Origin of the sequence: Moraxella atlantae NBRC 14588 (genome assembly GCF_001591265.1) — a bacterium.
GTDB classification, from domain to species: domain Bacteria; phylum Pseudomonadota; class Gammaproteobacteria; order Pseudomonadales; family Moraxellaceae; genus Faucicola; species Faucicola atlantae.
Map to the genome: position 1 here is coordinate 65,576 of NZ_BCUL01000008.1, position 25,554 is coordinate 91,129.

At 47.9% G+C, this 25,554-nt stretch carries 21 protein-coding genes and 1 tRNA gene; 13 read left to right on the forward strand and 9 right to left on the reverse strand.

What is annotated here, in order from left to right; translation table 11 throughout:
• Window positions 1–272 precede the first annotated feature (272 nt).
• The gene (locus tag MA2_RS06415; RefSeq protein ID WP_067058076.1) at window positions 273–1,199 is read right to left on the reverse strand and encodes a TIGR01777 family oxidoreductase; all 927 of its coding nucleotides are present in this window, start codon (window positions 1,197–1,199) and stop codon (window positions 273–275) included.
• Between the two features lie 322 nt (window positions 1,200–1,521).
• On the opposite strand from MA2_RS06415, the gene MA2_RS06420 reads away from it, so the two are divergent.
• Entirely contained in the window at window positions 1,522–2,700 is a 1,179-nt protein-coding gene (locus tag MA2_RS06420) for an iron-containing alcohol dehydrogenase (protein WP_067058078.1), read from the forward strand.
• Between the two features lie 109 nt (window positions 2,701–2,809).
• Here the strand turns inward: MA2_RS06420 and MA2_RS06425 are convergent, their stop codons facing one another.
• Entirely contained in the window at window positions 2,810–4,528 is a 1,719-nt protein-coding gene (locus tag MA2_RS06425) for an alpha-keto acid decarboxylase family protein (RefSeq protein ID WP_067058080.1), read from the reverse strand.
• A 733-nt stretch (window positions 4,529–5,261) separates the two neighbouring features.
• Here MA2_RS06425 and MA2_RS06430 point away from each other — a divergent pair.
• Together MA2_RS06430 and MA2_RS06435 are read left to right on the forward strand one after the other, a co-directional pair.
• Window positions 5,262–6,263, forward strand: coding sequence for a TerC family protein (locus tag MA2_RS06430; RefSeq protein ID WP_067058082.1), 1,002 nt, complete (start codon window positions 5,262–5,264; stop codon window positions 6,261–6,263).
• 337 nt (window positions 6,264–6,600) lie between these two features.
• The gene (locus MA2_RS06435) at window positions 6,601–7,704 is read left to right on the forward strand and encodes a glycerol dehydrogenase (protein ID WP_067058084.1); all 1,104 of its coding nucleotides are present in this window, start codon (window positions 6,601–6,603) and stop codon (window positions 7,702–7,704) included.
• A gap of 90 nt (window positions 7,705–7,794) precedes the next feature.
• Here MA2_RS06435 and ggt read toward each other — a convergent pair whose 3' ends face one another.
• The gene (gene ggt, locus MA2_RS06440; RefSeq protein WP_245945272.1) at window positions 7,795–8,799 is read right to left on the reverse strand and encodes a gamma-glutamyltransferase; all 1,005 of its coding nucleotides are present in this window, start codon (window positions 8,797–8,799) and stop codon (window positions 7,795–7,797) included.
• 5 nt (window positions 8,800–8,804) lie between these two features.
• Between ggt and MA2_RS06445 the strand changes: the two genes are divergently transcribed.
• Window positions 8,805–9,341: a transposase gene (locus MA2_RS06445; protein WP_067058087.1), complete on the forward strand. Its 537-nt coding sequence runs from the start codon at window positions 8,805–8,807 to the stop codon at window positions 9,339–9,341.
• Between the two features lie 107 nt (window positions 9,342–9,448).
• On the opposite strand, the gene MA2_RS06450 is transcribed toward MA2_RS06445, so the two are convergent.
• Both MA2_RS06450 and MA2_RS06460 read right to left on the reverse strand, forming a co-directional pair.
• On the reverse strand, window positions 9,449–9,835 hold the full coding sequence (locus MA2_RS06450) for a transposase (RefSeq protein WP_373279759.1): 387 nt from the start codon (window positions 9,833–9,835) through the stop codon (window positions 9,449–9,451).
• A 697-nt stretch (window positions 9,836–10,532) separates the two neighbouring features.
• Window positions 10,533–10,609 (reverse strand) — tRNA-Val (locus tag MA2_RS06460).
• A gap of 183 nt (window positions 10,610–10,792) precedes the next feature.
• Between MA2_RS06460 and MA2_RS06465 the strand changes: the two genes are divergently transcribed.
• The 3 genes from MA2_RS06465 (at window position 10,793) to MA2_RS06475 (ending at window position 14,345) form a co-directional block, all read left to right on the forward strand.
• On the forward strand, window positions 10,793–11,137 hold the full coding sequence (locus MA2_RS06465; protein WP_067058093.1) for a YqfO family protein: 345 nt from the start codon (window positions 10,793–10,795) through the stop codon (window positions 11,135–11,137).
• Window positions 11,138–11,219: 82 nt separating this feature from the next.
• Window positions 11,220–12,458, forward strand: coding sequence for a polyphosphate kinase 2 (gene ppk2 / locus MA2_RS06470; RefSeq protein WP_067058095.1), 1,239 nt, complete (start codon window positions 11,220–11,222; stop codon window positions 12,456–12,458).
• A 429-nt stretch (window positions 12,459–12,887) separates the two neighbouring features.
• Window positions 12,888–14,345, forward strand: a complete 1,458-nt coding sequence (locus MA2_RS06475; protein ID WP_067058153.1) for an anion permease — start codon at window positions 12,888–12,890, stop codon at window positions 14,343–14,345.
• A 90-nt stretch (window positions 14,346–14,435) separates the two neighbouring features.
• Here the strand turns inward: MA2_RS06475 and aroE are convergent, their stop codons facing one another.
• Together aroE and MA2_RS11555 are read right to left on the reverse strand one after the other, a co-directional pair.
• Complete coding sequence (gene aroE / locus MA2_RS06480) at window positions 14,436–15,299, reverse strand: shikimate dehydrogenase (RefSeq protein WP_067058097.1); 864 nt, start codon at window positions 15,297–15,299, stop codon at window positions 14,436–14,438.
• Between the two features lie 105 nt (window positions 15,300–15,404).
• On the reverse strand, window positions 15,405–15,719 hold the full coding sequence (locus tag MA2_RS11555) for an IS200/IS605 family transposase (protein ID WP_067058099.1): 315 nt from the start codon (window positions 15,717–15,719) through the stop codon (window positions 15,405–15,407).
• Between the two features lie 60 nt (window positions 15,720–15,779).
• On the opposite strand from MA2_RS11555, the gene MA2_RS06490 reads away from it, so the two are divergent.
• Complete coding sequence (locus MA2_RS06490) at window positions 15,780–16,907, forward strand: RNA-guided endonuclease TnpB family protein (RefSeq protein ID WP_067058101.1); 1,128 nt, start codon at window positions 15,780–15,782, stop codon at window positions 16,905–16,907.
• 153 nt (window positions 16,908–17,060) lie between these two features.
• Here the strand turns inward: MA2_RS06490 and serB are convergent, their stop codons facing one another.
• Window positions 17,061–18,116 carry a phosphoserine phosphatase SerB gene (gene serB / locus MA2_RS06495; protein ID WP_067058103.1) on the reverse strand — a complete coding sequence of 352 codons (1,056 nt, stop codon included), beginning with the start codon at window positions 18,114–18,116 and terminating at the stop codon, window positions 17,061–17,063.
• Between the two features lie 125 nt (window positions 18,117–18,241).
• On the opposite strand from serB, the gene MA2_RS06500 reads away from it, so the two are divergent.
• The 3 genes from MA2_RS06500 to MA2_RS06510 all read left to right on the forward strand — a co-directional run bounded on the left by MA2_RS06500 (window position 18,242) and on the right by MA2_RS06510 (window position 20,737).
• A complete protein-coding gene (locus tag MA2_RS06500; protein WP_067058105.1) occupies window positions 18,242–19,651 on the forward strand; it encodes a hypothetical protein in 1,410 nt (469 codons plus the stop codon).
• A 206-nt stretch (window positions 19,652–19,857) separates the two neighbouring features.
• On the forward strand, window positions 19,858–20,079 hold the full coding sequence (locus tag MA2_RS06505; protein WP_067058155.1) for a PA3496 family putative envelope integrity protein: 222 nt from the start codon (window positions 19,858–19,860) through the stop codon (window positions 20,077–20,079).
• 100 nt (window positions 20,080–20,179) lie between these two features.
• Window positions 20,180–20,737 carry a YecA/YgfB family protein gene (locus tag MA2_RS06510; protein ID WP_067058107.1) on the forward strand — a complete coding sequence of 186 codons (558 nt, stop codon included), beginning with the start codon at window positions 20,180–20,182 and terminating at the stop codon, window positions 20,735–20,737.
• Window positions 20,738–20,828: 91 nt separating this feature from the next.
• Here MA2_RS06510 and plsB read toward each other — a convergent pair whose 3' ends face one another.
• On the reverse strand, window positions 20,829–23,702 hold the full coding sequence (gene plsB, locus MA2_RS06515; protein ID WP_245945274.1) for a glycerol-3-phosphate 1-O-acyltransferase PlsB: 2,874 nt from the start codon (window positions 23,700–23,702) through the stop codon (window positions 20,829–20,831).
• Between the two features lie 298 nt (window positions 23,703–24,000).
• Between plsB and MA2_RS06525 the strand changes: the two genes are divergently transcribed.
• Window positions 24,001–24,957 carry an acyl-CoA thioesterase gene (locus MA2_RS06525; protein ID WP_079352040.1) on the forward strand — a complete coding sequence of 319 codons (957 nt, stop codon included), beginning with the start codon at window positions 24,001–24,003 and terminating at the stop codon, window positions 24,955–24,957.
• 112 nt (window positions 24,958–25,069) lie between these two features.
• Entirely contained in the window at window positions 25,070–25,546 is a 477-nt protein-coding gene (locus MA2_RS06530) for an acyl-CoA thioesterase (protein ID WP_067058111.1), read from the forward strand.
• The last annotated feature ends 8 nt before the right edge of the window (window positions 25,547–25,554 follow it).

Below are 25,554 nucleotides of genomic sequence, written 5' to 3' on the forward strand. Positions count from 1 at the left end.
TTAGTAGGTAGATTTTTGTTAAACTTAAATATAACTTAAAAAATGCCTATAAAATTTTTACTGATTGTTAAACGTTGATGAAGCTATGATAGCAAATTTTGGACTAAAAAAAAGCGCATGGACGTGGCAAAACGACATATCTTGTCGTATGAAAAATCAGACTATTTGGGCAACCAAATACCCTAAATAGTGCTGAAACACCGCCAAAACAAGCCACGTATGCCTGTAAATCATGTTAAAAACTGCTAAAACCAAATCGGCGCGAGCATTGGCTATTGTTTTGCCAACGCTTGTAAAACGGTGTTGTCGTCAAACACAAATCCTTGCGCCAACAATGCTTGTGGCACGACTTTTTGTCCATCAAGCAGTAGGGTTGCCATTTCACCAAACAATGTTTTAACGACAAAGGCAGGCAAGGTTGCCAGCGTTGGGCGGTGCAGCCATTGCCCCATCGCCTTGGTAAATTCGGTATTGGTGACGGGCTTGGGATTGGTCAGATTATAAATTTGCTGATGATCGAGCGGTTGGCGCAAATTTTGCGTGATAATAAACATCACCGCACGCACCCAGTCATGGCGGCTAATCCAGCTCATCACTTGCTTGCCGTTGCTAAGTTTGCCGCCTAACCCTAGCTTAAATGGCATTACCAGTCGTCCGACCATACCGCCGTTTGGGTCAATCACCACACCCGTACGCACGATAGCAACAGGCACAATACCTTGCACGCTCAACGCCAACTTTTCCCACACGGCGCAAATCTCGTGGGCAAAATCGGCTTTGACGGGCGCGTGATGCTCAGTTAGCGCGGTGGTGTCAGTTTCATCTTGCGCGCCGTACCAACCAATTGCTGAGCCACTAACCAGTAATTTGGGCTTGTCACCCATACGGGCGATATAATCGACTACCGCTTGTGTGGGCTGTAGGCGGCTTGCAAACAGCTGTTGTTTACGCGTATCTGTCCAGCGGCTATCGGCAATGCCTGCGCCTGCTAGGTTGATGATGACCGCATAGTATTTGTCGGTGCGGGCAAGGTCATTATAGCTCATCACTGCATCGGCGATATCGCGCTGCTGTTCTTGGATAGGTGAGCGCGACACCCATGTGACGTTTACGGTATTGCCATCGATGCCGCAGTGTTGTAACGCATGGGTCAAAGCCGTGCCTAAAAATCCTGAACCGCCTGTAATTAAAATATCCATAAATGATCCTGATAAAAATTTGTGTGCGTGAATAAAATCTTGTCACTGCTGCTTTTGTCATTGCTTTGATGACATCGATGAGAAGGGCGTAGATCATGGGCTAATGATCCCATGTATCATAGCAGACATGGCTGCCGATATAGCCAAAAAACTGCCTTGCCCCCGTCTTTAACCCACACAAATTTGCCACTTGTAAAACCAGACAATCACCCAAATAAAGCGTAAAGTCAAACAGTTGCTGCAAGCTTATGCGCAACGTCTAGACAGCCTAACAGTCATTTAACAATCAACACAAATTTTACTCACTTACATAAGATCAAAGATGAATAACTTTCAATATTACAACCCCGTGCGCATCGTATTTGGTGAAGGGCAAATCGACGCGCTTGCCGATTTGGTACCCGAAAACGCGCGCGTGCTTATCACCTATGGCGGTGGTTCTGCCAAACGCACAGGCACGCTAGATGAAGTCAAAACCGCACTGCAAGGCAAACACCGAGAAATCTTTGAGTTTGGCGGCATTGAACCAAACCCCGAATTTACAACCTTGATGAAAGCGGTGGACATGGTGCACGCCAACAACATCGATTTTTTATTGGCAGTCGGTGGCGGTTCGGTGCTTGATGGCACCAAGTTTATCGCGCTGACGGCAACGCTTGATGATGATGCCGACCACGAAAAAGCGTGGGAGGCACTCAAAGGTTATACCCGTGACATCAAACAAGCTTTGCCATTGGGTACTGTCTTGACAATTCCTGCCACAGGCTCTGAGATGAACTCAGGCGGCGTGATCAACCACAGCGAACGTAAAGCCAAATTGCCGTTTGGCAACCCGTTGGTGTTTCCACAGTTTTCTATCCTTGACCCTGCCAAAACGCTGACCTTGCCCGAGCGTCAAGTCATGAATGGCATTGCTGATGCCTTTGTGCATGTCATGGAACAGTATTTGACGTATCCTGTAAACGCCAAAGTGCAAGACAGCTACGCCGAAAGTCTGCTCAAAATCTTGATTGAAGAAGGGCGCGCGGTCAAAGCCGATCCCAACGACATGGCAACGCGTAAAAACATCATGTGGACAGCGACCATGGCACTCAACGGCTTGATTGGTGTTGGTGTACCACAAGACTGGACAACCCACATGATTGGGCATGAGCTGACATCGTTGCATGGCATCGACCATGCGCGCACCTTGACGATTGTGCTGCCTGCAGTGATGCGTGAGCTCAAAGACAGCAAAAAAGACAAACTGCTGCAATACGCCGAAAACGTTTGGCAAATCCGTGACGGCAGCGATGAGGACAAAATCGAGCAAGCGATCAGCCGCACTGAAGCGTTTTTCCGCGAGCTTGGCTTGCCTGTGCGTTTGTCTGACGTTGATTTGGACGCATCTGCAATCGCGCCGATTGTCAACCAACTCAAAGAACACAACATGGTGCAACTGGGCGAACACCGTACCAATGATTTGGCGGTCTCTGAACGCATTTTAAACACCGCGGTTTAATTGGTTTGATCAGCGCTTAATTATTTAGCCATCATGTCATAAAAAAAGACCTAAGCGCGCTTAGGTCTTTTTTTTAAGCCGCTAGATTTTGCGGCTGAGTGTTGCCAAATTATACGTGTTTTGGTGGGCGCGCGTTGGCTTCTGCTGCCGCACTGCCCCAAGTGATTAGCTGTTTGGTGTAATCATCGTGATCGATTTGGCATTCAATCAACACAGGACCGCCTTTGTGAGCTTTGGCTTGCATGATAGCATCGTTGAGCTCGCCTGCTGTCGTCGCCGTCAAGCCCAAGCCCTTGCCGTCTTTACCATTAAATGCGTTCATCAATGCTGCATAGTCCCAGTTTTGGTAGTAATTGTACGGGCCTTCGTGGATGGCTGATTCAATCACATAACCATAATTATTGACCACCACCATGATGATTTCTTGTTTTAATTCAATCATCTTAGAAATCTCTTGCACGGTCAATTGGAATGAGCCATCACCAATCATCAGCACCACGCGGCGCTCAGGCTGATCGCCTAACGCATAGCCGAGGCTGGCAGGCAATGACCAACCGATTGAGCCGTACTGCATTTCAATTTCAAACCCTGCACCATTTGGCAAACGCATATACATGCCATTGAACCAAGAATCGCCCGTTTCAACGACCAACGTGGTGTCTGCATCAATCAACTTGTGCTCAATTTGATTGACCATTTCGGCACGGCTTAGACGTGCATCGGCGGCTTGTGGGGTGTAATCCACCACCTCACCGATTTGGTTATCGCGGTTGAATTGCTCAAGGGTGGTTTTGTTGGCATTGACATGGGCCACCAAACCATCAAGCACCTGCGCCATGGGCACGTTGGTGAAGTCGGCTTCAGGCAGCTGTACATCCCAAGCGCGTACATCAATCATTTTTTCACGCTCTGGCAATGCCATCGTCCAGCCTACGGTTGAATAATCGGTGAACACGCCACCTACTGACAACACCATGTCTGACCATTCCATGATGGCATCACAACCAGGGCTGCTAACCTTGCCCAAATATACGCCGATAAATTGCGGATGATCTTCTGGGAAAAAGCTTTTAGCGTTTGGCAGGACAGCCACCGCACAGCCTAAAGCCTCAGCTAAGCGGCGAAACGCATCTACCGCACCAAATGAACGCAAATGCGGCCCTGCCAATAGCACAGGTTTTTCTGCTTGATTAAGCTGCTCGGCAATTGCTTTGATGGCAGCATTGAGTGCTGCTTCATTAACAGGCAGTGGCGTGTTACCACCTACAGGCGCGTCAAGTAGCAACGGCTGAGGAGCCGAACACTTAGCGGTTGATAGGTTGGCAGGAATTTCAATATACGCAGGCTTACGCTCACGAATCGCGGTGCGAATAGCGTTATCAATCTGAGCGGGTGCGTTTTCAGCGTGTAAAATCCGCTCTGCCGCGCACGTTACGCGTTTGATCATCTCATATTGATAGCTAAAATCATGCGTTGCAATACTATGATGGACAAAGCGATTAGAAAAAATATCATTGCTATTGGGTGCTGAGCACACAAAAATCACAGGCAACCGCTCGGCATACGCACCAACGATGCCATTGAGTGCCGAAAAAGCGCCCACGTTAAACGTCGTAATCATCGCGCCTGCGCCATTAGCACGCGCATAGCCTTCGGCTGCATAAGCGGCGTTTAGCTCATTGCAGTTACCAACATACTGCATGTTTTTGTTGCTTATAAGCTCATCAAGCAAAGTTAAGTTATAGTCACCAGGCACGGTGAAATAGTATTTTAGCCCGATTTCCTCTAGCCGAGTAGCTAGGTATTTACCAATGGTGGTTTGTTCCATGGATAACCTCGTATTTAGGTAGTTAAAAAATGCCCAAGTTGTAATGAAAAATGTCAAAACGGAGCGATGACTGGATGGTTGATTGATTTGATTAATATAGATTGATCAAAACACCAATTTAAAACGCATTTTTAAGTATAACAAACCGCAACACATTAAACTAAGCCTAAAAAGTTTCTGCACGTAAACATCGGTTTGGTTTTTAAACGGAGCGTTATTGGCGCTGATTATGCAATTTTGGAAGGCTAGGCTGAATAATTAAAAAAATATTTTGTAAAATGAAGACGTTATGGCAACCTAATGATTGCTGACGATCTATAAAACCGCGTAAATTAAGTATGATGTGGATCATCACATCCATGTATTGTTACACCCAAAGCCAAAGGATTAAACTTAAAACTACACAATACCTAACAAATTTTCACAAAATACTTTAAGCAATATATTGTGCAAAACCATTGCATATTTTACAATACAGACCATCAAGGGGAGTAACTTCCTACTTTCTTATAAGTTTGTCTTTCTTATAAGTTTGTGGCTTATCGTCATTACATAAGACATATTGGTTTGTCCTTATCGGTAAGTCAGCTATTGTCAAAATAGTTAGCCAGACCTTGACCTGTTGAATCACTTGTGGTTGGCATGGGTCGAGGTCTTTGTGTATTTGGCTGACTGTCTTTCATCGCTCACTACAAGATTGTCACATTTTTGATGATATGTAAGAGGAGCGAGTATGCTACTTGTCGGTTTATCGGATGCAGCATCAGCGGTGGCTATTGGTAGCCCGATGTTGTACGCGGTGTTTTTTGCCATCGTCGCTGCGCTGTTGTTGGTCGATTTTTTTACCTTTAAAACGCCCGGGGCAGGCGAGGCGGTATCTTTGCGCCAAGCAGGACTGTGGAGTGCCATTTGGGTGGGGGTGTCGGTGCTGTTTGCTGCAGGATTGTGGTGGTATATACAGCAGTCGGTCAGCACGGCAGTTGCCAATCAAAAGGTTGGTGAGTTTTTCACAGGTTATCTGCTTGAAAAGTCATTGGCGGTGGATAACGTATTTGTGTGGTTGATGATTTTTGGCGCGTTTGCAGTATCGCCTGCCATGCAGCGTAAGATTTTGTTGTATGGTGTGATTGGTGCGATTGTCATGCGTACGGTGATGATTTTTGCTGGAGCGTGGCTAATCCAAGAGTTTAGCTGGATTTTGTATATTTTTGGCGCGTTTTTGCTGTACACAGGGGTGAAAATGTGGCGCAATCATGAGGAGCAAAAAGACCCCAAACAATCTGGTTTGTACCGTTTTTTGCAAAAACATTTACGCGTGACTGATGATAGCCGTGATGATACTGGGCAAGAGCGGTTTGTTGTCGTTAAACAGGGCGTGAAGTATGCCACGCCGCTGGCAATTGTGCTGATTTTGGTTGAACTGTCCGATGTGATTTTTGCGGTAGATTCGATCCCTGCAATTTTTGCTGTCACGACCGATCCGTTTATTGTGCTTACGGCTAACTTATTAGCGATTTTGGGCTTACGGGCGATGTTCTTTTTGTTGGCAGGTTTGGCAGATAAGTTTCATTTGTTGCCGTATGCGCTCAGTGTGATTATGGTGTTTATCGGCGTTAAGATGTTGCTACTTGATGTGTTGCATGTACCGATGGCAATTTCGCTGGGCTTTATTGTGCTGGTCTTGTCTGTCACAGCGATTTTGTCGGTCAAGTTTCCACAATTGGGTAAAGTCTAAATTGGGTAAAGTATAAGTCGAGTAGAGCAGAAACTGCGCGCCAATGGCTGCTAGCTAAGGCGCAACAGGATGTTATGATCCAATAAGCCTTTGCCATAAAGGCTTATTTTTTGCTTGTTGTTGTCACGCCGTCTATCGCTAACCGCTATTTGGCGGGTGTGACCTTTGTGGTATTGCCAGCTAATCGATCACCTAAAATTATTTTGGATTGACCAGTCACCAAATGATCAGGTAAAACCTTACTAAAGGTGGGGATTTGTGCTAAGATGAAATTGATGGTTACGCTATTGTCGTTTTACTGCTCTTAAAAAACCATGTACAACAACAGGAGAATGCCATGAGTGTCATCAAGTCAATCACATCCCCGATGAAATTTTTGATCCAAGCCAATTTGCTGTCACAATTGGGTGAATACCTCAAGCCGTATGGTAAGGCAGGTCTGTTGGTTTGTGACCCTTTTATTTTGCAAAAAGCCCAACAAGACACCGAAGCAACCTTTAAAGAACACAATATCCAAGCAGTATTTAGTAAATTTAGCGGTGAGACCACAGACGATGAAATCAATCGTTTGCGTGCTATCATGGATGACAACAACGCTGAATTTGTGGTCGGGCTTGGCGGTGGTAAAACCCTAGATACTGCCAAAGCGGTGGCGTATTATCAAAAAGTGCCTGTGATTATTTTTCCAACACTGGCTTCGACTGACGCGCCTTGTACGGCTTTGACTGTGGTGTACAACAACGACGGTTCATTTAACCGTTATTTGTTCTTGCCCAACAACCCCGATGCGGTGTTTGCCGACACCAAAATTCTTGCCAGTGCACCTGCACGCTTCTTTGCAGCAGGGGTGGGTGATGGCTTGGCGACGTATTTTGAGGCACGCACGTGCTATGAGACAAACGGCACCAACTTGGTCATGATGAAACCAACGCTCACGGGTCTAGGCATTGCCAAGATGTGCTATGAAACTATCCGAGACTACGCGCCACAAGCTATGAGTGCTGTGGCAAGCAAAAGCGTCACCCCAGCATTAGAGCGCACCATTGAGGCGACGATTTATATGAGCGGCGTGGGTGCAGAATCAGGCGGTTTGGCGGCTGCCCATGCGATCCATAACGGCATGACTGTGGTGGAGGACTTGCACGCTGCCATGCACGGTGAAAAGGTGGTGTTTGGTTTGCTGACCCAGCTTGTTATGGAAGGCGTACCGCAAGCAGAGCTTGATGAGGTCATCGGTATTGTCAAAGCGGTGAATTTACCTTTAACGCTAGAGGATATGGGGCTTAAGGCGTTTAAAGAGTCTGAATGGCGCGAGGTTGCCAAGCTTGCCTGTAGCGAGGATGAAACCATTCACAATGAGCCGTTTGAGGTCACGCCCGACTTGGTGTATGACGCGATTGTGGCAACCAATGCCTTGCTACACGCTTATAAAGACAAATAACCCACGGCGTATTTTGTCCAAAAGACGGTCAGCTGACCGTCTTTTTTGGTTTTGGTGTGAGTGTCTTAAGCAATGTTTTGAAAAGATAATTTAGTAGCCCAACGCCTTGCCGTCAGGATTGCGCGGATCTGAATAACCATAAAAGCCTGTATCATCAGCCTGAATGATCTGAACGCGTCCCATGGGTGCTTTGGTGACGACTTTATGCCCTTTTTGCTCAAGTAATTTGATTGTATCGGGACTGATTCCGTTTTCAATACGCAGCTCATCAGGCAACCACTGGTGATGCACACGCGGCGTGACAATGGCTTCGGCAGGGTTCATACCGTGATCAATGGTATTAACGATACTTTGTAGCACTGTGGTAATGATCCGCGCACCGCCTGGGCTACCTGTAACCAGCCATGGTTTGTTATCTTTCATGACGATAGTGGGGGTCATCGATGACAAAGGGCGTTTTTTGGGCTCAATGGCGTTTGCGCTACCGCCAACCAAGCCAAACGCATTGGGCACGCCAGGTTTGACCGAAAAATCATCCATTTCATCATTAAGTAAAATGCCTGTGCCTGTTGCAACGATGCCGCTACCAAAATTAAGGTTAAGTGTATAAGTCACGGCAACGGCATTGCCAGCGCTGTCCATCACCGAAAAGTGAGTGGTCTGGTCGCTTTCGTAGGCCTGTGGTTTACCAGGTTTGATGGTAGTCGATGGCCGCGTGTGATTGTCATCGATAGTTTTGACCAGTTCGGTGGCGTAGTCTTTTGATGTCAAGCCTTTGATGGGCACTTGGACAAAATCTGGATCACCCAAATATTCTGCTCGATCAGCGTAAGCAAGCTTCATGCTCTCTGCCAAGTGATGGATATTGTTTGCGCTATTGACACCATCAGACTTGATGGGAAAATGTTCAAGCATATTAAGTATTTGTACCAAATGCACCCCACCTGAGCTAGGCGGCGGCATGGTGACGATTTTATCATTCGTTGCCGTAAAACCACCGACTTCAGGCGGTGGATATAAGGCAATTGTTAGAACCTGTTCACGATTAAAAAATATGCTAGGATAAGCGACATAATCGATTAATAACCGAATCAATCACCATGAGAAAATCCTATCCAAGCGACATTAGCCGAAAACAATTTGAGCACATACTACCGATTTTAGAAAGTGCAAGGAAGAAGACCAAACCAAGATCGGTTGACCTTTATGACGTATTTTGTGGGTTATTGTATGTACTAAGCACAGGTTGCCAATGGCAACAGCTGCCCCAAGATTTTCCCCATGCTATCTGTATTACCACTGCCAATATCACCGACCGAGAGAGTGCTACAACGTTACTTCGTCAAAATGCTAAACGCTTAAGTCGCGTAAACAATGTGATGGTTGATGGCAGTTATCGAGGTGAGCCATTTGCCAATAGTGTAAAGACCCTTTTAGGCGAAACCGTTACCACAGAAGTTGCCAAAAGAGATGAATTGCACAGGTTTAAGGTCATACCGAAGCGATGGGTTGTAGAACGTTCGTTTGCTTGGCTTGAGAAAAATAGACGCTTATGGAAAAACTGTGAGCGTCTTTTAAATTCGAGCCTTCAATTTACCAATCTCGCTTTCATCGTTTTATTGTTGAAAAGATTGTGAACAGGTTCTTAGATTATTGGCTTGCATTTTTTCCATCACATGCGAGCGGTGTACTTCTACTGGTCGTACCGAGACATTAACCCCCACCTCTGCACACGACAGAAACACTAAACTAAATTTGGCAAATACTTAGCAGATAAAAAACGAAGCAATTGATTGAATATGGCATAATCCCTACTGATAATAAACCGTCTAAAGCCATCAATCAAGCAATCAAGCCCAATAGCGAAAATACTTGCCAGAGGGCGACCATTGGTTTTAGGGCGACGTTTATAATGATTGGGTTTTTCGCTTAGCTTTACTAAACCTGCTTGATATGCCCAATAAAAGGCTAAAGCGGTGATAGCAACAAGTTTACTCACCCTATCTTGTATTGTTAAATGCGTGTCCTCAAGATTAAAGCCACGTCCTTTAAAACAAGAAAACAGCGTTTCAATCTGCCAACGCTTGGCATAAGTTGCCATCGCATCATCATCGTCAAAATCATTGGTCACCACAATCACATAATCGTTGTCGCTATCAAGCTTGGCGGATACCTTAACAGAGCAGTCATCAACCATTAAAGTTCGGTGTCTGCTAAAAACCGTTGTATGCGTCGGTAGTTGCTGTCGGTTTGTGTTGTATTGGGAAAGTGCCTTGCTATCTTTTTTAGGTTGCTACTTTGGGCGGTTATCAAACCTATTATCATTTGGCTGATGCAGTTGATTTTTGCCTTGTGTAGCTTTAGGTTTTGGGCTAATATAGTTTCTAGTCTGATAAGATTTGGCATGGTTTAATTCGTCGAAAAAATTACTATTATGCCTTGTTTTATCAGGCTTTTTTATTTTTTTGTCGTGTGCAGAGAAATTGTTTATAAACCATTAATAGTTTTCAAAATCAGTATCAGTGCCATAAATTATTAAGACTGCATTTAATCGCGTCTTTATCAATAGCTCTTTTTGCACTATCTACGGCGGGAGCATAAATCAAAATTTATCCCACTTGTTTTTAAGTGGGTGTTAAGCTGACGCTGGTTAAAAATTAACCAAGGCACAATTTGGGCACAAAATGGGCACACAAAAATTTTTAAGCGATTTTTCTGTGCCCAAAATCAGAAAAGTGGTCAAAATTTTCAACCACTAAAAATCGCTCAAACACTTGATATGACTGCAATAAAAAAGCCCCGATCGACTGACTGGGGCTTTTGGAATGTGGTAGGCATAACTAGATTCGAACTAGCGACCCCCACCATGTCAAGGTGGTGCTCTAACCAACTGAGCTATATGCCTAAATGTGGGAACGAATTATAGCATAACCATGCACAAACGCAAGTAATTTTTATGCCTCAATCTTTACGACACGAATAGATTTTGCAATATCTTTTTTGCTACAAAGTTTGCTAAGATAAGATGATGGTTTAGCCAATTTAGCCAATTTAGCCAAATAACAATCACACGATTAATCATCCAATCATGTCAAACGCCAAACCTAAGTTTTACAAACTCATCACCTTTGTGCCAGACTCACATATTGAGGCCGTCAAAACCGCGTTGTTTGCCGTAGGGGCAGGCAAGTTAGGCAACTACGCCGACTGCTGTTGGCAGGTGCTTGGGCAGGGACAATTTCGCCCGTTGTTAGGCAATCAAGCATACATCGGCAATACCGATGAGCTCACGCAAGTGCCTGAATGGCGCGTCGAGGTATTGGTCGCCGCCGCGCACGTTCGGGCCTGTATTACCGCGCTAAAATCTGCGCATCCGTATGAAACGCCTGCGTTTGAAGTCATCGCTTTGGTGGATTTGGCAGATTTTGATTAGACAAAATTTTAACCGATCGCTTTTAACAGTGACAGTTTAACCGCAAACATCGAACCTAAATATTCAACCCAAGGGGGAGCTTATGGCAACAAAAAAACCAACCCGCACGCAAGAGACACAAAATAACCAAAATAGTCCTGACGCTACCGAAACCATTGACCAAGACTATACCACGGACAGCCAAACGCTTGAGCAGCGCATTGAGCAAGAGCGCGCCGAAACCAAAGCATACATCAAGAAAAACGCCCTTGCCAGTGCCGCCGCCGATGACACACTGAACCCCGATGCGATTGCCACCAAGCAACAACGCCTACAAGCCTTGATTGATGGCATGTCAGTCGATGAAATCAGCACCGTACAAACCTTGCTCAATCAAGCCTTAGCCGAGCAGGACACAGATCGTGACGACGATAATGCGGACCAAACCAAATCCAAGCACGACAAAGATGACGAACTTGCCCCCAACTGGCGCGAAGGGGGTTATCCTTATAAAAACCGCATGTCACGCAAAAATTATGAGGCGCAAAAATACCAGTTACAAGTTGAGCTACTCAAAATGCAGCGTTGGGTACGCCAAACGGGGCAAAGAATTGTGATCTTGTTTGAAGGGCGTGACGCAGCAGGCAAAGGCGGTACCATCAAGCGTTTTATGGAGCACTTAAACCCACGCGGTGCCAAAGTCGTCGCGCTAGAAAAACCCACCGAGCAAGAACAAGGGCAGTGGTATTTTCAGCGTTATGTCGCGCACTTGCCCACCAAAGGCGAAATCGTGCTGTTTGACCGCAGCTGGTACAACCGCGCAGGCGTTGAGCGCGTGATGGGCTTTTGTACCGATGAGCAATACCAACGTTTTATGGAACAAGTGCCCGAATTTGAAAAACATTTGATCAGCTCAGGTATCTATTTGATTAAACTGTGGTTTTCGGTCAGCCAAGCTGAGCAACGCCGCCGATTTGCCGAGCGTGAGGCGCACCCACTCAAACAATGGAAGCTGTCACCGATTGACAAAGCCTCATTGGACAAATGGGATGACTACACACTGGCAAAAGAAGCCATGTTTTACAATACCGATAGCGCAGAATCACCATGGATTGTCATCAAATCCGACGACAAAAAACGCGCGCGCCTCAATGCCATGCGCTATGTGCTCAACAAAATCCCCTATGACAACAAAGACACCAGCGTCGTCGGCTCAGTAGATCCGTTGATTGTTGGGCGTGCAGGCGCGTTGTATGAAAAAGATGAAAAAAACGACTTGACGCTCAATGCACCAACGGCTGACAAAGACAAAAAAAATAACCGAATGATTGGAATAATATAGCCATGCACAAACGCCGCTTGCCCGATAAGCGGCGTTTTTTTTGGGATGCAAAAGTATGCAAAACAAATGGCTTACCTTGAAGCCAAATTGATGAATTTTTGATGAAATGTTTGAAAATTAATAAACTAAAAGGGATAATAAGATTGATACCCATATTTGCATAGGGGATTTTTGAATCGGCTTTTTGGCAAGATAAAAATTTAAACAAACTATGCCATTGATTGATGTTATCCAATAATTGTTTATCCAAAAAAAAGGTGCACCATGACCATACCAAACCCACCGCCAAACGATATGGGCAAATCCAACCCACCCAACAACACACAAGCTGCAACACCAAACCAAACCAACGCGGCACCCAGCGATCACAATCCTAACAACAAAAACTCTAATATCAACCAACCTAAGACCAATCCCAATAAATACCCGATTGGTTTTGCGCCCATCCCGATGGCGATTGCGGTTGCCATCACGTTACTGATTTGGTTTGTCGTCCCTGTGCCTACTGGTGTCAAGCCTGAGGCGTGGCATTTGTTGGCGTTGTTTGTCGGTACGATTGCGGCGATTATCGGCAAAGCCATGCCGCTTGGTGCGTTGTCGATTATCGCCATTGCACTGGTTGCCATCACGGGTGTGACCAACGACAAGCCTGCCGACGCACTCAAAGATGCGCTGTCAAGCTTCTCTAATCCGCTGATTTGGCTGATTGGTATTGCGGTGATGATTTCGTACGGTTTGACCAAAACAGGGCTGGGCGCGCGCATTGGCTATTATTTTATTTCGCTGTTTGGCAAAAAAACGCTTGGCATCGGCTACGCGCTGACGCTGGCAGAACTTGTGCTTGCGCCGATCACGCCTTCAAATACCGCACGCGGCGGTGGGATTATCCACCCGATTATGCGCTCGATTTCGCACGCGCTGGGCTCGGATGTTGAGGACGGCACGCAGAACAAAGTCGGACGGTATTTGGCACTGGTCAATTACAACGCCAACCCGATTACCTCAGGCATGTTTATCACCGCGACCGCGCCCAACCCGTTGGTGGTCAAACTGGTCGGCGAGGCGACAGGGCAGCAGGTACAGCTATCATGGACGACATGGGCGGTGGCGATGTTTGTGCCAGGTATTGCGTGTTTGTTGGTTATGCCGTTGGTGATTTATAAGCTGTGCCCACCTGAGCTCAAAGCCACGCCCAACGCGCCCGAATACGCGCACGAAAACCTTAAGGAATTGGGCAAAATCCACCGTGATGAAAAAATCATGCTCGGTGTGTTCGCGTTGCTGCTGCTGCTGTGGGCAAACGTGCCTGCGATGATTTTGGGTGATGCGTGGAAGGTCGATGCCACCACAACGGCGTTTATTGGCTTATCGGCGCTGCTTTTGACAGGCGTTTTGACGTGGGATGACGTGCTCAAGCAAAAATCGGCATGGGATACGATTGTGTGGTTTGCCGCGTTGGTCATGATGGCGACGTTTTTGAGCAAATTGGGCTTGATCGATTGGCTTGCCAATGTGATTAAAACAGGCATTGGGTATTTGGGGCTAGGCTGGGTCGGTGCGTGCATCATTTTGACGTTGGTGTATTTGTACACGCATTACATGTTTGCCAGTACCACTGCGCACATCACGGCGATGTTTGCCGCGTTTTATGGTGTGGGTATTGCGTTGGGCGCGCCGCCCATGCTGTATGCGCTGATTTTGGCAGCGGCGGGCAACTTGATGATGAGCCTGACACATTACGCCACAGGCACCGCGCCCGTGATTTATGGTTCGGGCTTTGCCACGTTGGGTGAGTGGTGGAAAACAGGGTTTGTCATGAGCGTAGTCAACTCAGTGATTTGGCTGGTGGTTGGCTTGGCATGGTGGAAGCTGATGGGCTATTACTAAGTTTGCTAAATTTTTAGCCAAATGGGCAAAATCGGTTGAATTTTGCCCATTTTTTTTCTGCTGGTTTTGCTACTTATTGGATAGGCAGGTTTAATGAGCAAACGGATTGCCCAACGCCACCAAATCCACGTTTTTTCCCGTCCACAAGGCAAAACTCAGCGCACCTTGATGAATCAGCATACCTAAGCCATCACTGGTTTTTGCGCCATGTTCGGCAAAAAACTGCAAAAATTGCGACGGCTTGCCGTACATCAAGTCATACGCTTTTGCCGCGCGTAGCTGGCTGTCAAACGGTAACGACGCGTCTGCCTCTGCCGTCAATGCGCTTGAGGTGGCGTTAATCACCAAGTCAAATGTGTGCTGTGGCAAATCAAACAGCCCTGAGGCGGACAAATTGGCAGATAGGGTATTTGAAACGTTGTCTGTGGCAAATTGCGTCACGATGGCTTGTGCTTTGGCAGGCGTGCGGTTGGCAATGTGAATCCGCGCCACGCCTGCATCAAGCAATGCCCACACGACACCGCGTGTCGCCCCGCCTGCGCCCAAAATCAGCACATTTTGCCCTGCAAGATCCCAGCCCAATTCACGCATGTGATTGACCAAGCCGCGCCCGTCGGTGTTGTCGCCGTACAATGCGCCATCTTGCCATGCCAGCGTATTGACCGCGCGCGCCGCTTGCGCTGCCTGTGATAACGTACCGCGCGCCTGCACCAAGTCAAACGCGGTTTGTTTAAACGGTACGGTGACATTCGCGCCCGTGCCACCGCCTGCAAAAAATGCCTCTATCACAGCAACAAAACTTGCCTCATCCACGGGGCATAATTGGCGTTGATAGCGCAGGGCAACGCCCGTTTGGGCGGCAAATGCGTGGTGTAAGGCAGGCGATTGGCTATGGGCGATCGGGTTGCCGATGACGATACAATGTAAGTTTGGCGTAGATGTTTGCTGGGTCATAGGTAAATAGATGTTTGCTAGGCCATAGGTAAAATGTTTTAACTCATCGTGCGTATTCTCCACCTATAACCTTTGATTTAGGTGGAGATATAAGAAACTTTCGCCCTAATCAGGGCGTTCTTGTTTTTCGATACACTGCCTAATTGTATCAATCGTAGCACCCCCTGTCGTGAGCAAACAATATGCCCTAGTCCAAAGTACAGGCTTGCAGTAAAAGTGAGCTAAATGCTTTGCAAATTCCTTTCTCATTAGTCGGCTAGTCACCGTTTTTAGATTATTGATAAATTTACTTGGCACGATATTGGGGGGCATATCTAGCATAGCCCCAGTAAAGCATTTTCTACGATACTTTGTGACTAACACTAAATGAAAGGTAATCTTATAAACACAATGATAATGGGATTTTAGTTGATTATTCATAATTGAAACTAAATAAAAATAATGCTAAATTATACCCATATTTCACTCAACTAACAAGCCATGCTCAAAGCCTACAAATACAGAATTTACCCAAACAGTGAACAAGCCTCGCTAATCGAAAAGCATTTTGGCTGTAGTCGGTTTGTGTTCAACTGGGCATTGGCATTGCAAAAACGCTACCATGCCATGTTTGGCAAATCATTATCTCGTACCCAAATCCAAAGTCAGTTAGTTAAGAAAAAGAAAACAGGCAAATTTGCATGGCTAAACGAGGTTAATAGCCAATCGTTACTTAATGCCTTGCTAAATGTCCACACCGCCTTTACCAATTTCTTCAAAGGACGTAGCCGCTTTCCACGGTTCAAATCTAAAAAAATCCTAGGGCGTAGCTACCAATGCCCCCAACATTGCACCGTAAACTTTGAGCAAGGCATTATCAATCTACCCAAAATCAAAGGCATTAAAACCATATTTAGCCGTGAATTTGTTGGCAATATTAAAACCGTTACGATTAGCAAAACCGCTACAGGTAAATACTATGCAAGCGTGTTGGTAGAAAATACTGATATATTGCCAACACCAACCACCATTGAGCCAAATTTGACTGTGGGTATTGACTTGGGCATCAGTCACTTACTCAATCTATCAGACGGTAGCAAGTTTGATAATCCAAAGCATTTAGCCAACGCCAGTAAGCGACTGGCGATACAGCAAAAAATCTTTGCTCGCAAACAAAAACAAAGTAAAAACTATCAAAAACAAAAATTAGCCGTTGCTCGTATTCACGAAAAAGTACGCCATCAACGCCTAGACCTACACCACAAAATCACGCATAGCCTTATCTGTGAAAACCAAGCGACAAGCTATGCACTTGAAGATTTAGCGGTGAAAAACGTGGTAAAAAATCGAAAACTTGCCAAAGCGATTCATGACGTGGGTTGGGGGCAGTTTGTTACCCTGCTTACTTACAAGGCGAATTGGCATGGTAAAAATATTCTAAAAGTCAATCGGTTCTTTGCCAGTAGTAAAATTTGTTCGCATTGTCATCACAAATTAGACAGTCTGCCGTTGTCAGTCAGAAATTGGACGTGTCCTAGCTGTCAAACACACCATGACCGTGATACCAATGCTGCGAGCAATATACGAAAGCAGGCATTAGCTGATGTAGCAGGACTTGCTACTGTGTAAAGAGTTCCCCCAGTGCAATACTTATCAGCGTAAGTGCACTGGCGAAAGGTAACAACTCAATCTAGGTTGGCGTTGTTATGGGTCGCAAAGATTCCCCCACCATAACCGCTAGGTTTGGTGGTGGGAGTATGTCAACTATCAAGCAATGGACAATCAAGGCGCGACCACAGGCAAACCAAGCAGTGGCAATACACCATCTAAGCCGCTGTGATTGATGGCATAGTCGGCTTGCGCACGCACGACAGGCTTGGCATGATAGGCAATGCCAACATCGGCGGTGGCAAGCATGGGCAAGTCATTCGCGCCATCGCCCACCGCGACCACTTGGCTGGTTGAAATCGCCAACCGCGCCGCGGCTTCTTGCAAAATTTGGGCTTTGCGCGCGCCATCGACAATCGGTGCGACAACCTCGCCACGGATTTTACCGTCTTGCACATCAAGCGCGTTGGCATACACCTCGTCAAGCCCAAGCTGTGCCTGCACATGGCGGGCAAATGGCAAAAAGCCGCCCGATACCAACACGGTGTGATAGCCGTGTGCTTTAAGTGTGCTAATCAGCCGCTTGCCGCCACGGCTTAGCGTGATATCCTGCGCGATAATGTCATCAATCACTGCCGCAGGCAAGCCATCAAGCAATGCCACGCGCCGTGTAAAACTTTCGCTAAAATCAATCTCACCGCGCATAGCAGCTTCGGTGATAGCATTGACCTGCTCACCGATACCTGCACGTTTTGCCAATTCAACGATAACTTCTTGCTCAATCAAGGTTGAATCCATATCAAACAGCGCCAGTTTGTGTGCACGCTGCCACGTTGATAGCGGCATGATATTGACATCGACATGGGCAAAGCGTTGGTCGGCAAATGCCGCTTTGAGCGTAGCAGGCAAGGTGTGCGCCGCGCTGTCATGGACACCTGCCAGCAGCCATTGCACGCACGTGACAGGGCTGATTTGCTCATGGGCGGCAAGTTTGTCATTGTCACGCCACGCGTATTCATCCACCGCGGTGTGCTGAGCCAGCACGCGCACCGCCGAGCCAAGCTGAGTCAATGCCACGCCGACGTGCGCAAGCAGCCCAAGCTCAAGCTTAGCCGCGCTTAAGCTTAAAATCCAGTGGTTGGTTGTATCGGTGTGTGGGTGGTTGGTCAGCCAATGCGCCCACGTTTGCCGCCCACCTGCCAGATAATTGGATAAATAATTCGTTGTCATGGCATTTGCCCCTTGTTTGCCCAGCCAATAAGGCTGATAATGTAAGCCGATTTGTGCCTGTTACGTTTTTAACTTGCCTTAGATTGCCGTTTTTTTCCTGTTGAGTCTGTCAGTTTAGCACACCTATGAATCAATTAGCCCCACGTCAAGGTATTTTTGCGGTTATTTTGTTAATTAGCTTTTGTTTACATTTAGTCGCGCTGATGCTCAGCAGTGAAAAACAACAATACGACGCACGCAGCGCGAAAGCTGAGCAAATCGTCCAGCAGCTGAGCCAAGAGGCGATCACCGCGCTGAGCAACCAAGACCGCATTAGCTTGAGCGTGTTGGCAAATCGTTATCAGATTGACCCCGACGTTGCGCGTATGGTGATTACCGACCCAAGTAAACACGTGTTGGTACAAACTGGACAAACCCAAACCGAATCAGGGCAGATCATTGAGCAGCCGATTATTGCCAACAGCCAAGTGCTTGGCTATGCCAACTTGACCATGAAAGCGGTGTCCAAAGGCGAGCTGGTTGCCAGTCAATGGCTGTTTGTGCTTGCCTCAGCGGTGCTACACGCATTTTTGTGGCTGATTTATGGCTACGTTGCGCGTCCAACCGCTGCCCAATTGGCACAAATCGGTGAGCGCGTGCAGCAAAAAATGGCATTGGCGCGTGGTCTATCACCTGCTTTAGACAAACCTGCCCCTGATGCTACCACCACCGTGTACGCGCCGATCCATGATGGCGACACAGATGAACACACAGCCGACGATCGCGCGCGCGGCGGCAAAACCATCCAAGATTACCTCAACGCCCAACGCAACGCCCAGTCGCAAGCCGACAGCGCGTCCAAAACCGCCGAGCCCATATCATCTAAGCCAGTCACAGACTTGAGCGCGCAAGCTCCCGTTACCACCAGTACAAGCGGTTTTGCAGCAGACCCTATGCATGGGCAAGCTGTGGTGTTGGTGCAGTTTTATGATGAGTTTAACCTGCTTGAGCATCTAGCACCTGAGGTGGCAACGCCATATTTTGCGCTGTGCCAAGCCTTGTTGCAGCGCGTGGTTGAAAGTTTTAATCCGCCCAAAGGTGCGCTGCGCCGTTATGCCAACCGCGTGCACATCAGCGAGGTCGGCACGTTTGACCACAATGGCGCAACGCTACAGCTGACAGGCGATACGAACCAGTTGGCACTGGCAAGCATGTTGATTGGTAAGCTATTTATCATGTTGGGCCAAGTGGTATATGAAAAACACCGCGAATTGTCACGCTTTGCTCTGCCTGTGTGCGTGGGTGCGGCAGGTGCTGACCAACAAGCTGACCTTGCGCGTGTGCTTGCCAAACGCAGTAAAGCCAATGGGTTGTTGGTGCTGTTTGCTGCGCCGATGCTGCGCCCACTAAGCAGCAGTGTGCGTTTAGAAAACTTGCGCCAACCGACCACACCTGCCGAGCGCGAAGCCGCGTTCTATCAAGGCTTGACCGCTGACATCATGCAAGCGCTGATTCATCAACGCGATGCCATTTTGACCAGCCACAGCGAGCACTAAGCCAAGCACCAAACACAGGCGCCAGTTTTTGCCAAATCTTTTTAGATAACCAAAAAAATTGCGCCTCTGCCCTTGACAATTTGCCAAAAAGAACTTATAAGGCAAAACAGCAACCAGTTGCTGGCGCGGTCAATCACCGCGCCCAAATTTTCCCAAGCATTTTTTATCACCGCAAGCAATTCCTTCACCACATGACGAGGGCAAGCATGGCAAGTACCGATTTAGACGACAGCTTTGAAGACGATAACTTTGATGATGACGATGACGCGCGACTGGTCGATGATGACGCGGTTGGCAAACGCAGCAGCCTAGAAAAACGCCGCTTGATTGACAGCCTGCTAGAGGAAAAACGCCTAGCGCGCTCACTCAAAGACACGTTTGATGATTTTGATGAGCTAGACGATGATTTTGACGATTTAGATGATTGATTGGCCGTCTAATTACACGACCAACCCACGGTGAGCACCATCAACAATAACCACCATCAGGTAACCCAAACACAAATAATCTACACAAGTGAGAACAACGATGGAATTTGATGATTTAATCGAGTATTTGGACAGCGATGCCAACGAATTTGGGCTAAGCGCATTGGCAACCCACGGCTTTTTGACGGCAACCTTGGTTGGTAAGCCGTTGGCAAATTGGCAAGCGATGTTGTTTGAAGGGCACCAAGCGCAGGTATCGCCCGATGTACTGACCGCGATCGGTGAATGGCGTGATGAGCTGCAAGCTGCCTTGCAAGAAGACCACACCATTGAGCTGCCGTTTGACATCGATGAGCTAGACGAACTGATGGGCGCAGAGGATTTTGATATCGATGACACCGCGTTGGCAGAGTGGTCGGTTGGCTTTGTGGATGCCATGTATGCCAGTGAGGATGAAGCCGATGACTGGTTTGCCGATGCCGACACCGAAGAAGATGTTGCCATGCTGACCTTGCCGATGGTGCTATTTAGCGGCATTGATGAGGAGCAAGACGATATGCAGGCTTTGCTACAAGACCAAGACACCGTGCGCCAAATGGCGGCGGCGATGGAGAAAAATTTGGTTGAGTTGTATTTGCTGTTTCATACCAACGATTAAGGTTGGCATATGATCCAAAAAACGCGGCTATCGAGGGGATAACCGCGTTTTTTTTGAATGGATTTTGCTTGCTGGTTTAAGCCTTGCTAGTTTAAGCTTTGTTACGCGCTGATTTTTTGTGCTTTCTGGCTTTTTTGTCCTGCATGGCTTGCAAAGTGGCTTGCACCTCACCGTCTTCAAGCGCGGCAAGCTGACGCAAAATATGCAGCACGTCAAGTTTTAAAATAAAGCCTGCACTTTGCGCCATGTCATCCATGCGTGTATCAAACTCAATCAAATCATCTGCCGACAGCGTGATATAGCCTAGGCGTTCAAGCGCGTCCAAAAAGCTGCTAAACAGCGCACGGTCAAAGAAGTCTGGCATATCGTCTTCATACAATGCAGACACACGTTGACCAAGCAAATAGCCCAAATCTACGGTTTGTGCCTTAGTCAGCTTGCCTGAACCTTGCTGGCTAAGCAGTGCCAAAATCATAAAATAACGCTCAAGGCTTGCCTCAACAGCGTTGGCAAGTACGGCAAGCTGCTGATAGCGGCGCGTATTGGGTGCAGGTGGGGCAAAACGGGTGTGCGCATCGATGGTGTTGTGATCAATCGCAGCCAGCATGGCGGTGGGCTGCGCGCTAGCGTTTGTCTGCATGACAATCAGCCCTTCATCCGCCAACACCGCCAAATGCTGACGCAGCGTGATGTCAAGCTCACGCGATGGGTATTTTAAAAACAACTCAGCTTGCAAAAACGGATACATCACGCCGACCACACGCGCGATATCGGCATACGTCATGCTGCCATTGCGCTCGACCAAACAAGCGCACAGTGACAACAAAATATACACATGCAAAATATTGTTGCGAAAATAGCTCAATAGCGCAGCTTGCCCATCGGCAATACGGATCAAATCGCCAAGCATGTGCGGTGTGCGCTCAATCAACTGTAAGCGAATGCCATAGTCAATGATAGCTTGCGGTGTCTCAGTAGTAACAGAGGTATCCTCATCGTACGGCAATCGTTCGGCAAGGCGTTGGTACAGTGCCAGCTGCTCAAGACAGCTTTGTTCATCAAGCGCGCCGTGCGGTGTATCAAGCAGCACCAATGACAGCAGCGATACGGGGTTAATCACCACCGCGCGGTTGATGCCCTGCATGATTTTGATGCTTAAATTATCAATCATCTGCATGGCGTTGGCAGGCATGGGGGCGTCGGTGCGGTCATGCGGCAGGCAGGCAGGCGCGACATCATATTTTTGCATAAAATCCGCCAAAAACAACGGCTGCCCAAAGCTGACATGTACCGTACCAAAAATCCGCTCGATTTTACGCGCCGCTTTGAGTAAACCTAACAGCGATTCGCTTTCTTTGGGCTTGCCTTGTAGCTCGCCGACGTAGGTGCCGCCTTCCATGATGCGCTCATAGCCGATGTAGGTTGGCATAAACACAATCGGCTTGCCTGCCTCACGCAAGTGGCTTTGTACAGTCATGGCAAGCATGCCTTTTTTGGGTGGTAATAGCCGTCCTGAACGCGAACGTCCGCCCTCAATAAAGTACTCAAGCGGTGTGCCACGCACCAAAATACTGTGGACGTACTCACGAAACACCGCGCCGTACAGCGGATTGTCCTTAAAGCTGCGCCGCATAAAAAACGCGCCGCCGTTTTTCAAAATTTGTCCCAAAATCGGAATATTAAGGTTGTCACCTGCCGCGATATACGGTACGCGCAAGCCACGGTTAAAAATCAAATACGACAGCAGCAGATAATCCATGTGGCTGCGATGGCATGGCACATACACGATTTCATGATCCACCGCCAACGCGCGCACGCGCTCAAAGTGGCGCACCTCAACGCCGTCATACAGCTGCGTCCACAGCCACGTCAAAAAACGCTCCAAAAAACGCACCGTGGCGTGTGAATAATCGCTGGCGATTTCATTGAGATAGCCACGCGCCAATTGGCGGCTTTCGGCAGTGCGGCGCTGATTGGTCTGGCTATCAAGCTCGATGGAGTGCTGCACGGCAGGTGAGTACAACAGCTTATCAACAACATTACGGCGGTCGGACAAATCAGGGCCCAAAATCGCCGCTTGCTGTTGGTCAAGATACACCTGTAAGCGCGTTTGCACCATACGCGCTAGGCTGTCAATGGCGGCAGCTTGTGAAATCAATGCCGTGGAAGTCACCGCAAATTGTGCTTGGCTGGTATCGGTGAGATCATTGGTCAAAATTTGGTTGGGCTGGTGGTTTGGCGTGGTGTCGGTTGGGACAGCGGCTTGTTGGGTGTTGAGTAGCGTACGCAAATCGATGGCAGGATGAAATTCAACAAACGTATCGCGCCCTTTTACCCCAATATTAAACAATTGTTTGCCAATACTGGGCACTTGCCACTCATCGGCGGTCAATAGATTAAACAATGAGTCTTCTTTTTCGGGCGCGCGTCCCCACAAAATTGTCACAGGAATCAAGCGTACATTGAGCGTTGGGTGCGACAAAACGGCGGTAATCAGCCGCAACAAACGCGGCGATGTGGTGACATGCTTGTGACGGTAGTGGTGCAAAAACACCATCGCGGAGGATTCGCGAATACCGTGTGCGCTATCGACCACATCTGCCAGTGCAGGCGGCAAGTTTTGTTGCTTGGTTTCGCGGTCAATCACCAAATCAATCAAAATACTGTTGCTGCGTGAGTATTCCTTGAGCACATAAAACGTCAGCCCATCATCGGCAGCGTGGGCGGGCGGTTGTGGGGCGTCTGTCGCTGTATATGCCGTGGTTTGGGCTGTTTGATCGGCTGGCGCAGACGTGGCGGTGTCGGTTGGTAATTCGCCAATCAGTTGCGGTTTGACGGCAAGCCCGAGCAGATTGCCCGACAAACGGCGGTAGGCTTGTTTGAGCCATGGGTTCAGCCGTTCGGTAATGGGCTGGGTGAAGGGCGCTGTGCGGTTTTTTTGGGGGGTTGGGCGTTTAATTGGCATACCGATGTCCTGCGATTGGTCAAAATCCATCGCTTATTTTTGATTTTGTGTGTAAAAATAAACCGTTATTGAACGTCAAGTCCGCTAAGGCAAAGTACAAATGGCTTTATCATGCCACAAAATGTTAAATTTCTAAACCATGTAGCACAAAATTTGTTGCGTTTGTATAATATCAAACAGGCGTTTTGCGCCGCTATTTGTCTTGTTGCTGATATTGACCCATTGTTTAAGCGGTTAATGTCAGCCAAGCTGTCAATCACTGTCACTGCCATTGTTAAAAAAACCAAAAGAATCCGCCATGCTTGAGCCCACCGCCACCCCTTGCCCATCATCCAATCAGCCCAATGCTGCCAACACGCCACCGACAGATGCCGATTATCGCGCGTTGGTCGCGCAGCTGCTTGAGACCTTAACACTGGTGCCAACGGGTGCAGCAGGTGGCTTTGTTGGGCAAAGTTATGACTACGTTGGCGCGCGGATTTTTGGTGGGCAGGTGCTTGGACAGGCGTTGATGGCAGCCAGCCACACGGTCGATCACGCCAAGCCGTGTCATTCATTACATGGCTATTTTTTGCGCGGTGGTGATGTGCGCCGCCCTGTGTATTATCAGGTTGAAACTGTGCGCGATGGGCGTAGCTTATCAGCGCGGCGCGTGACTGCTCAGCAGTATGACGATGACCAACGCCCGACGGTGATTTTTTCGATGATGGCATCGTTTTCGCCCATCGAGGCAGGACTGGATTACCACAGCGCGATGCCAAGCTATCCGTCGCCCGACACGCTATTGACTGAGCAGCAAATCAAAGACAGCGTGATTGGCAAAATTCCCGACGCACTCAGGGCACGTTATATGCGCCGCCGTCATGTCGAGATTAAACCTGTGACACCGCGTGACCCAATTCACCCCACACCCATGCCGCCCAAGCAAGCCAACTGGATACGCATTCCGCAGCTTGGCGCGCAATCCATGCAGATTCAGCAGGCGTTGTTGGCATTTTGTTCAGACTTTTATTTGGTTGGCACGGGGCTGATGCCGCACGGGATTAGCTTTTTGACCAAGGGTTTGCAGGCGGCAAGCATTGACCACAGCATGCATTTTCATCGCCCGTTTGATTTAAACGATTGGCTGCTGTACGATATGTGGAGCGACAACAGCTTTAGTGCCAAAAGCCTCAATCACGGACAACTGTGGCAGCATGGCACGTTGGTCGCCAGCGTCCAGCAAGAAGGCTTGATGCGTTTGCATAAGGATTAGGACGTGTCCCTAATTTAGAACAAAATATGCTGGTGATTTTGTCAATTTTTAGCCACATTATGCAAACACGGACACGCTCTAGTAGTATACAACCAAAAAGGACAAGGACGATATGACCACCCACCACACCATCCCCGACCAAACGCTGAGCGCGCAAACCTTGAGCCACCCTGCGCTACAAGACTACGATGTGATTTATCCACAGATCGTCGATTGGGGCGACATGGACGCGTTTAACCACGTCAATAACGTGGTATATTACGACTACGCCCAACGCGCGCGCGTGTATTTGCTCCAGCTGCTGGGTATGTTTAATCAGTACAATACCACCGTGGTTGTCGCGTCATCGTGTCGTTTTGTGCGTCCTGTGGTATTCCCTGATACATTGGCGATCGGCATTCGTATTACCCACATCGGTACCACCAGCATGACGTATTCGTACCATTATGTCAGCCAAGTGCAACAAGAAGTTGTCGCCACTGCCGAAAGCGTGTTGGTGTTTGTTGATCGTAATGGACAAAAACGCCCGATTAGTGATGATGAACGTCGTGATCTGATGAAATATTACCAAGCACCCAGTCACGCTTAATCCAACAT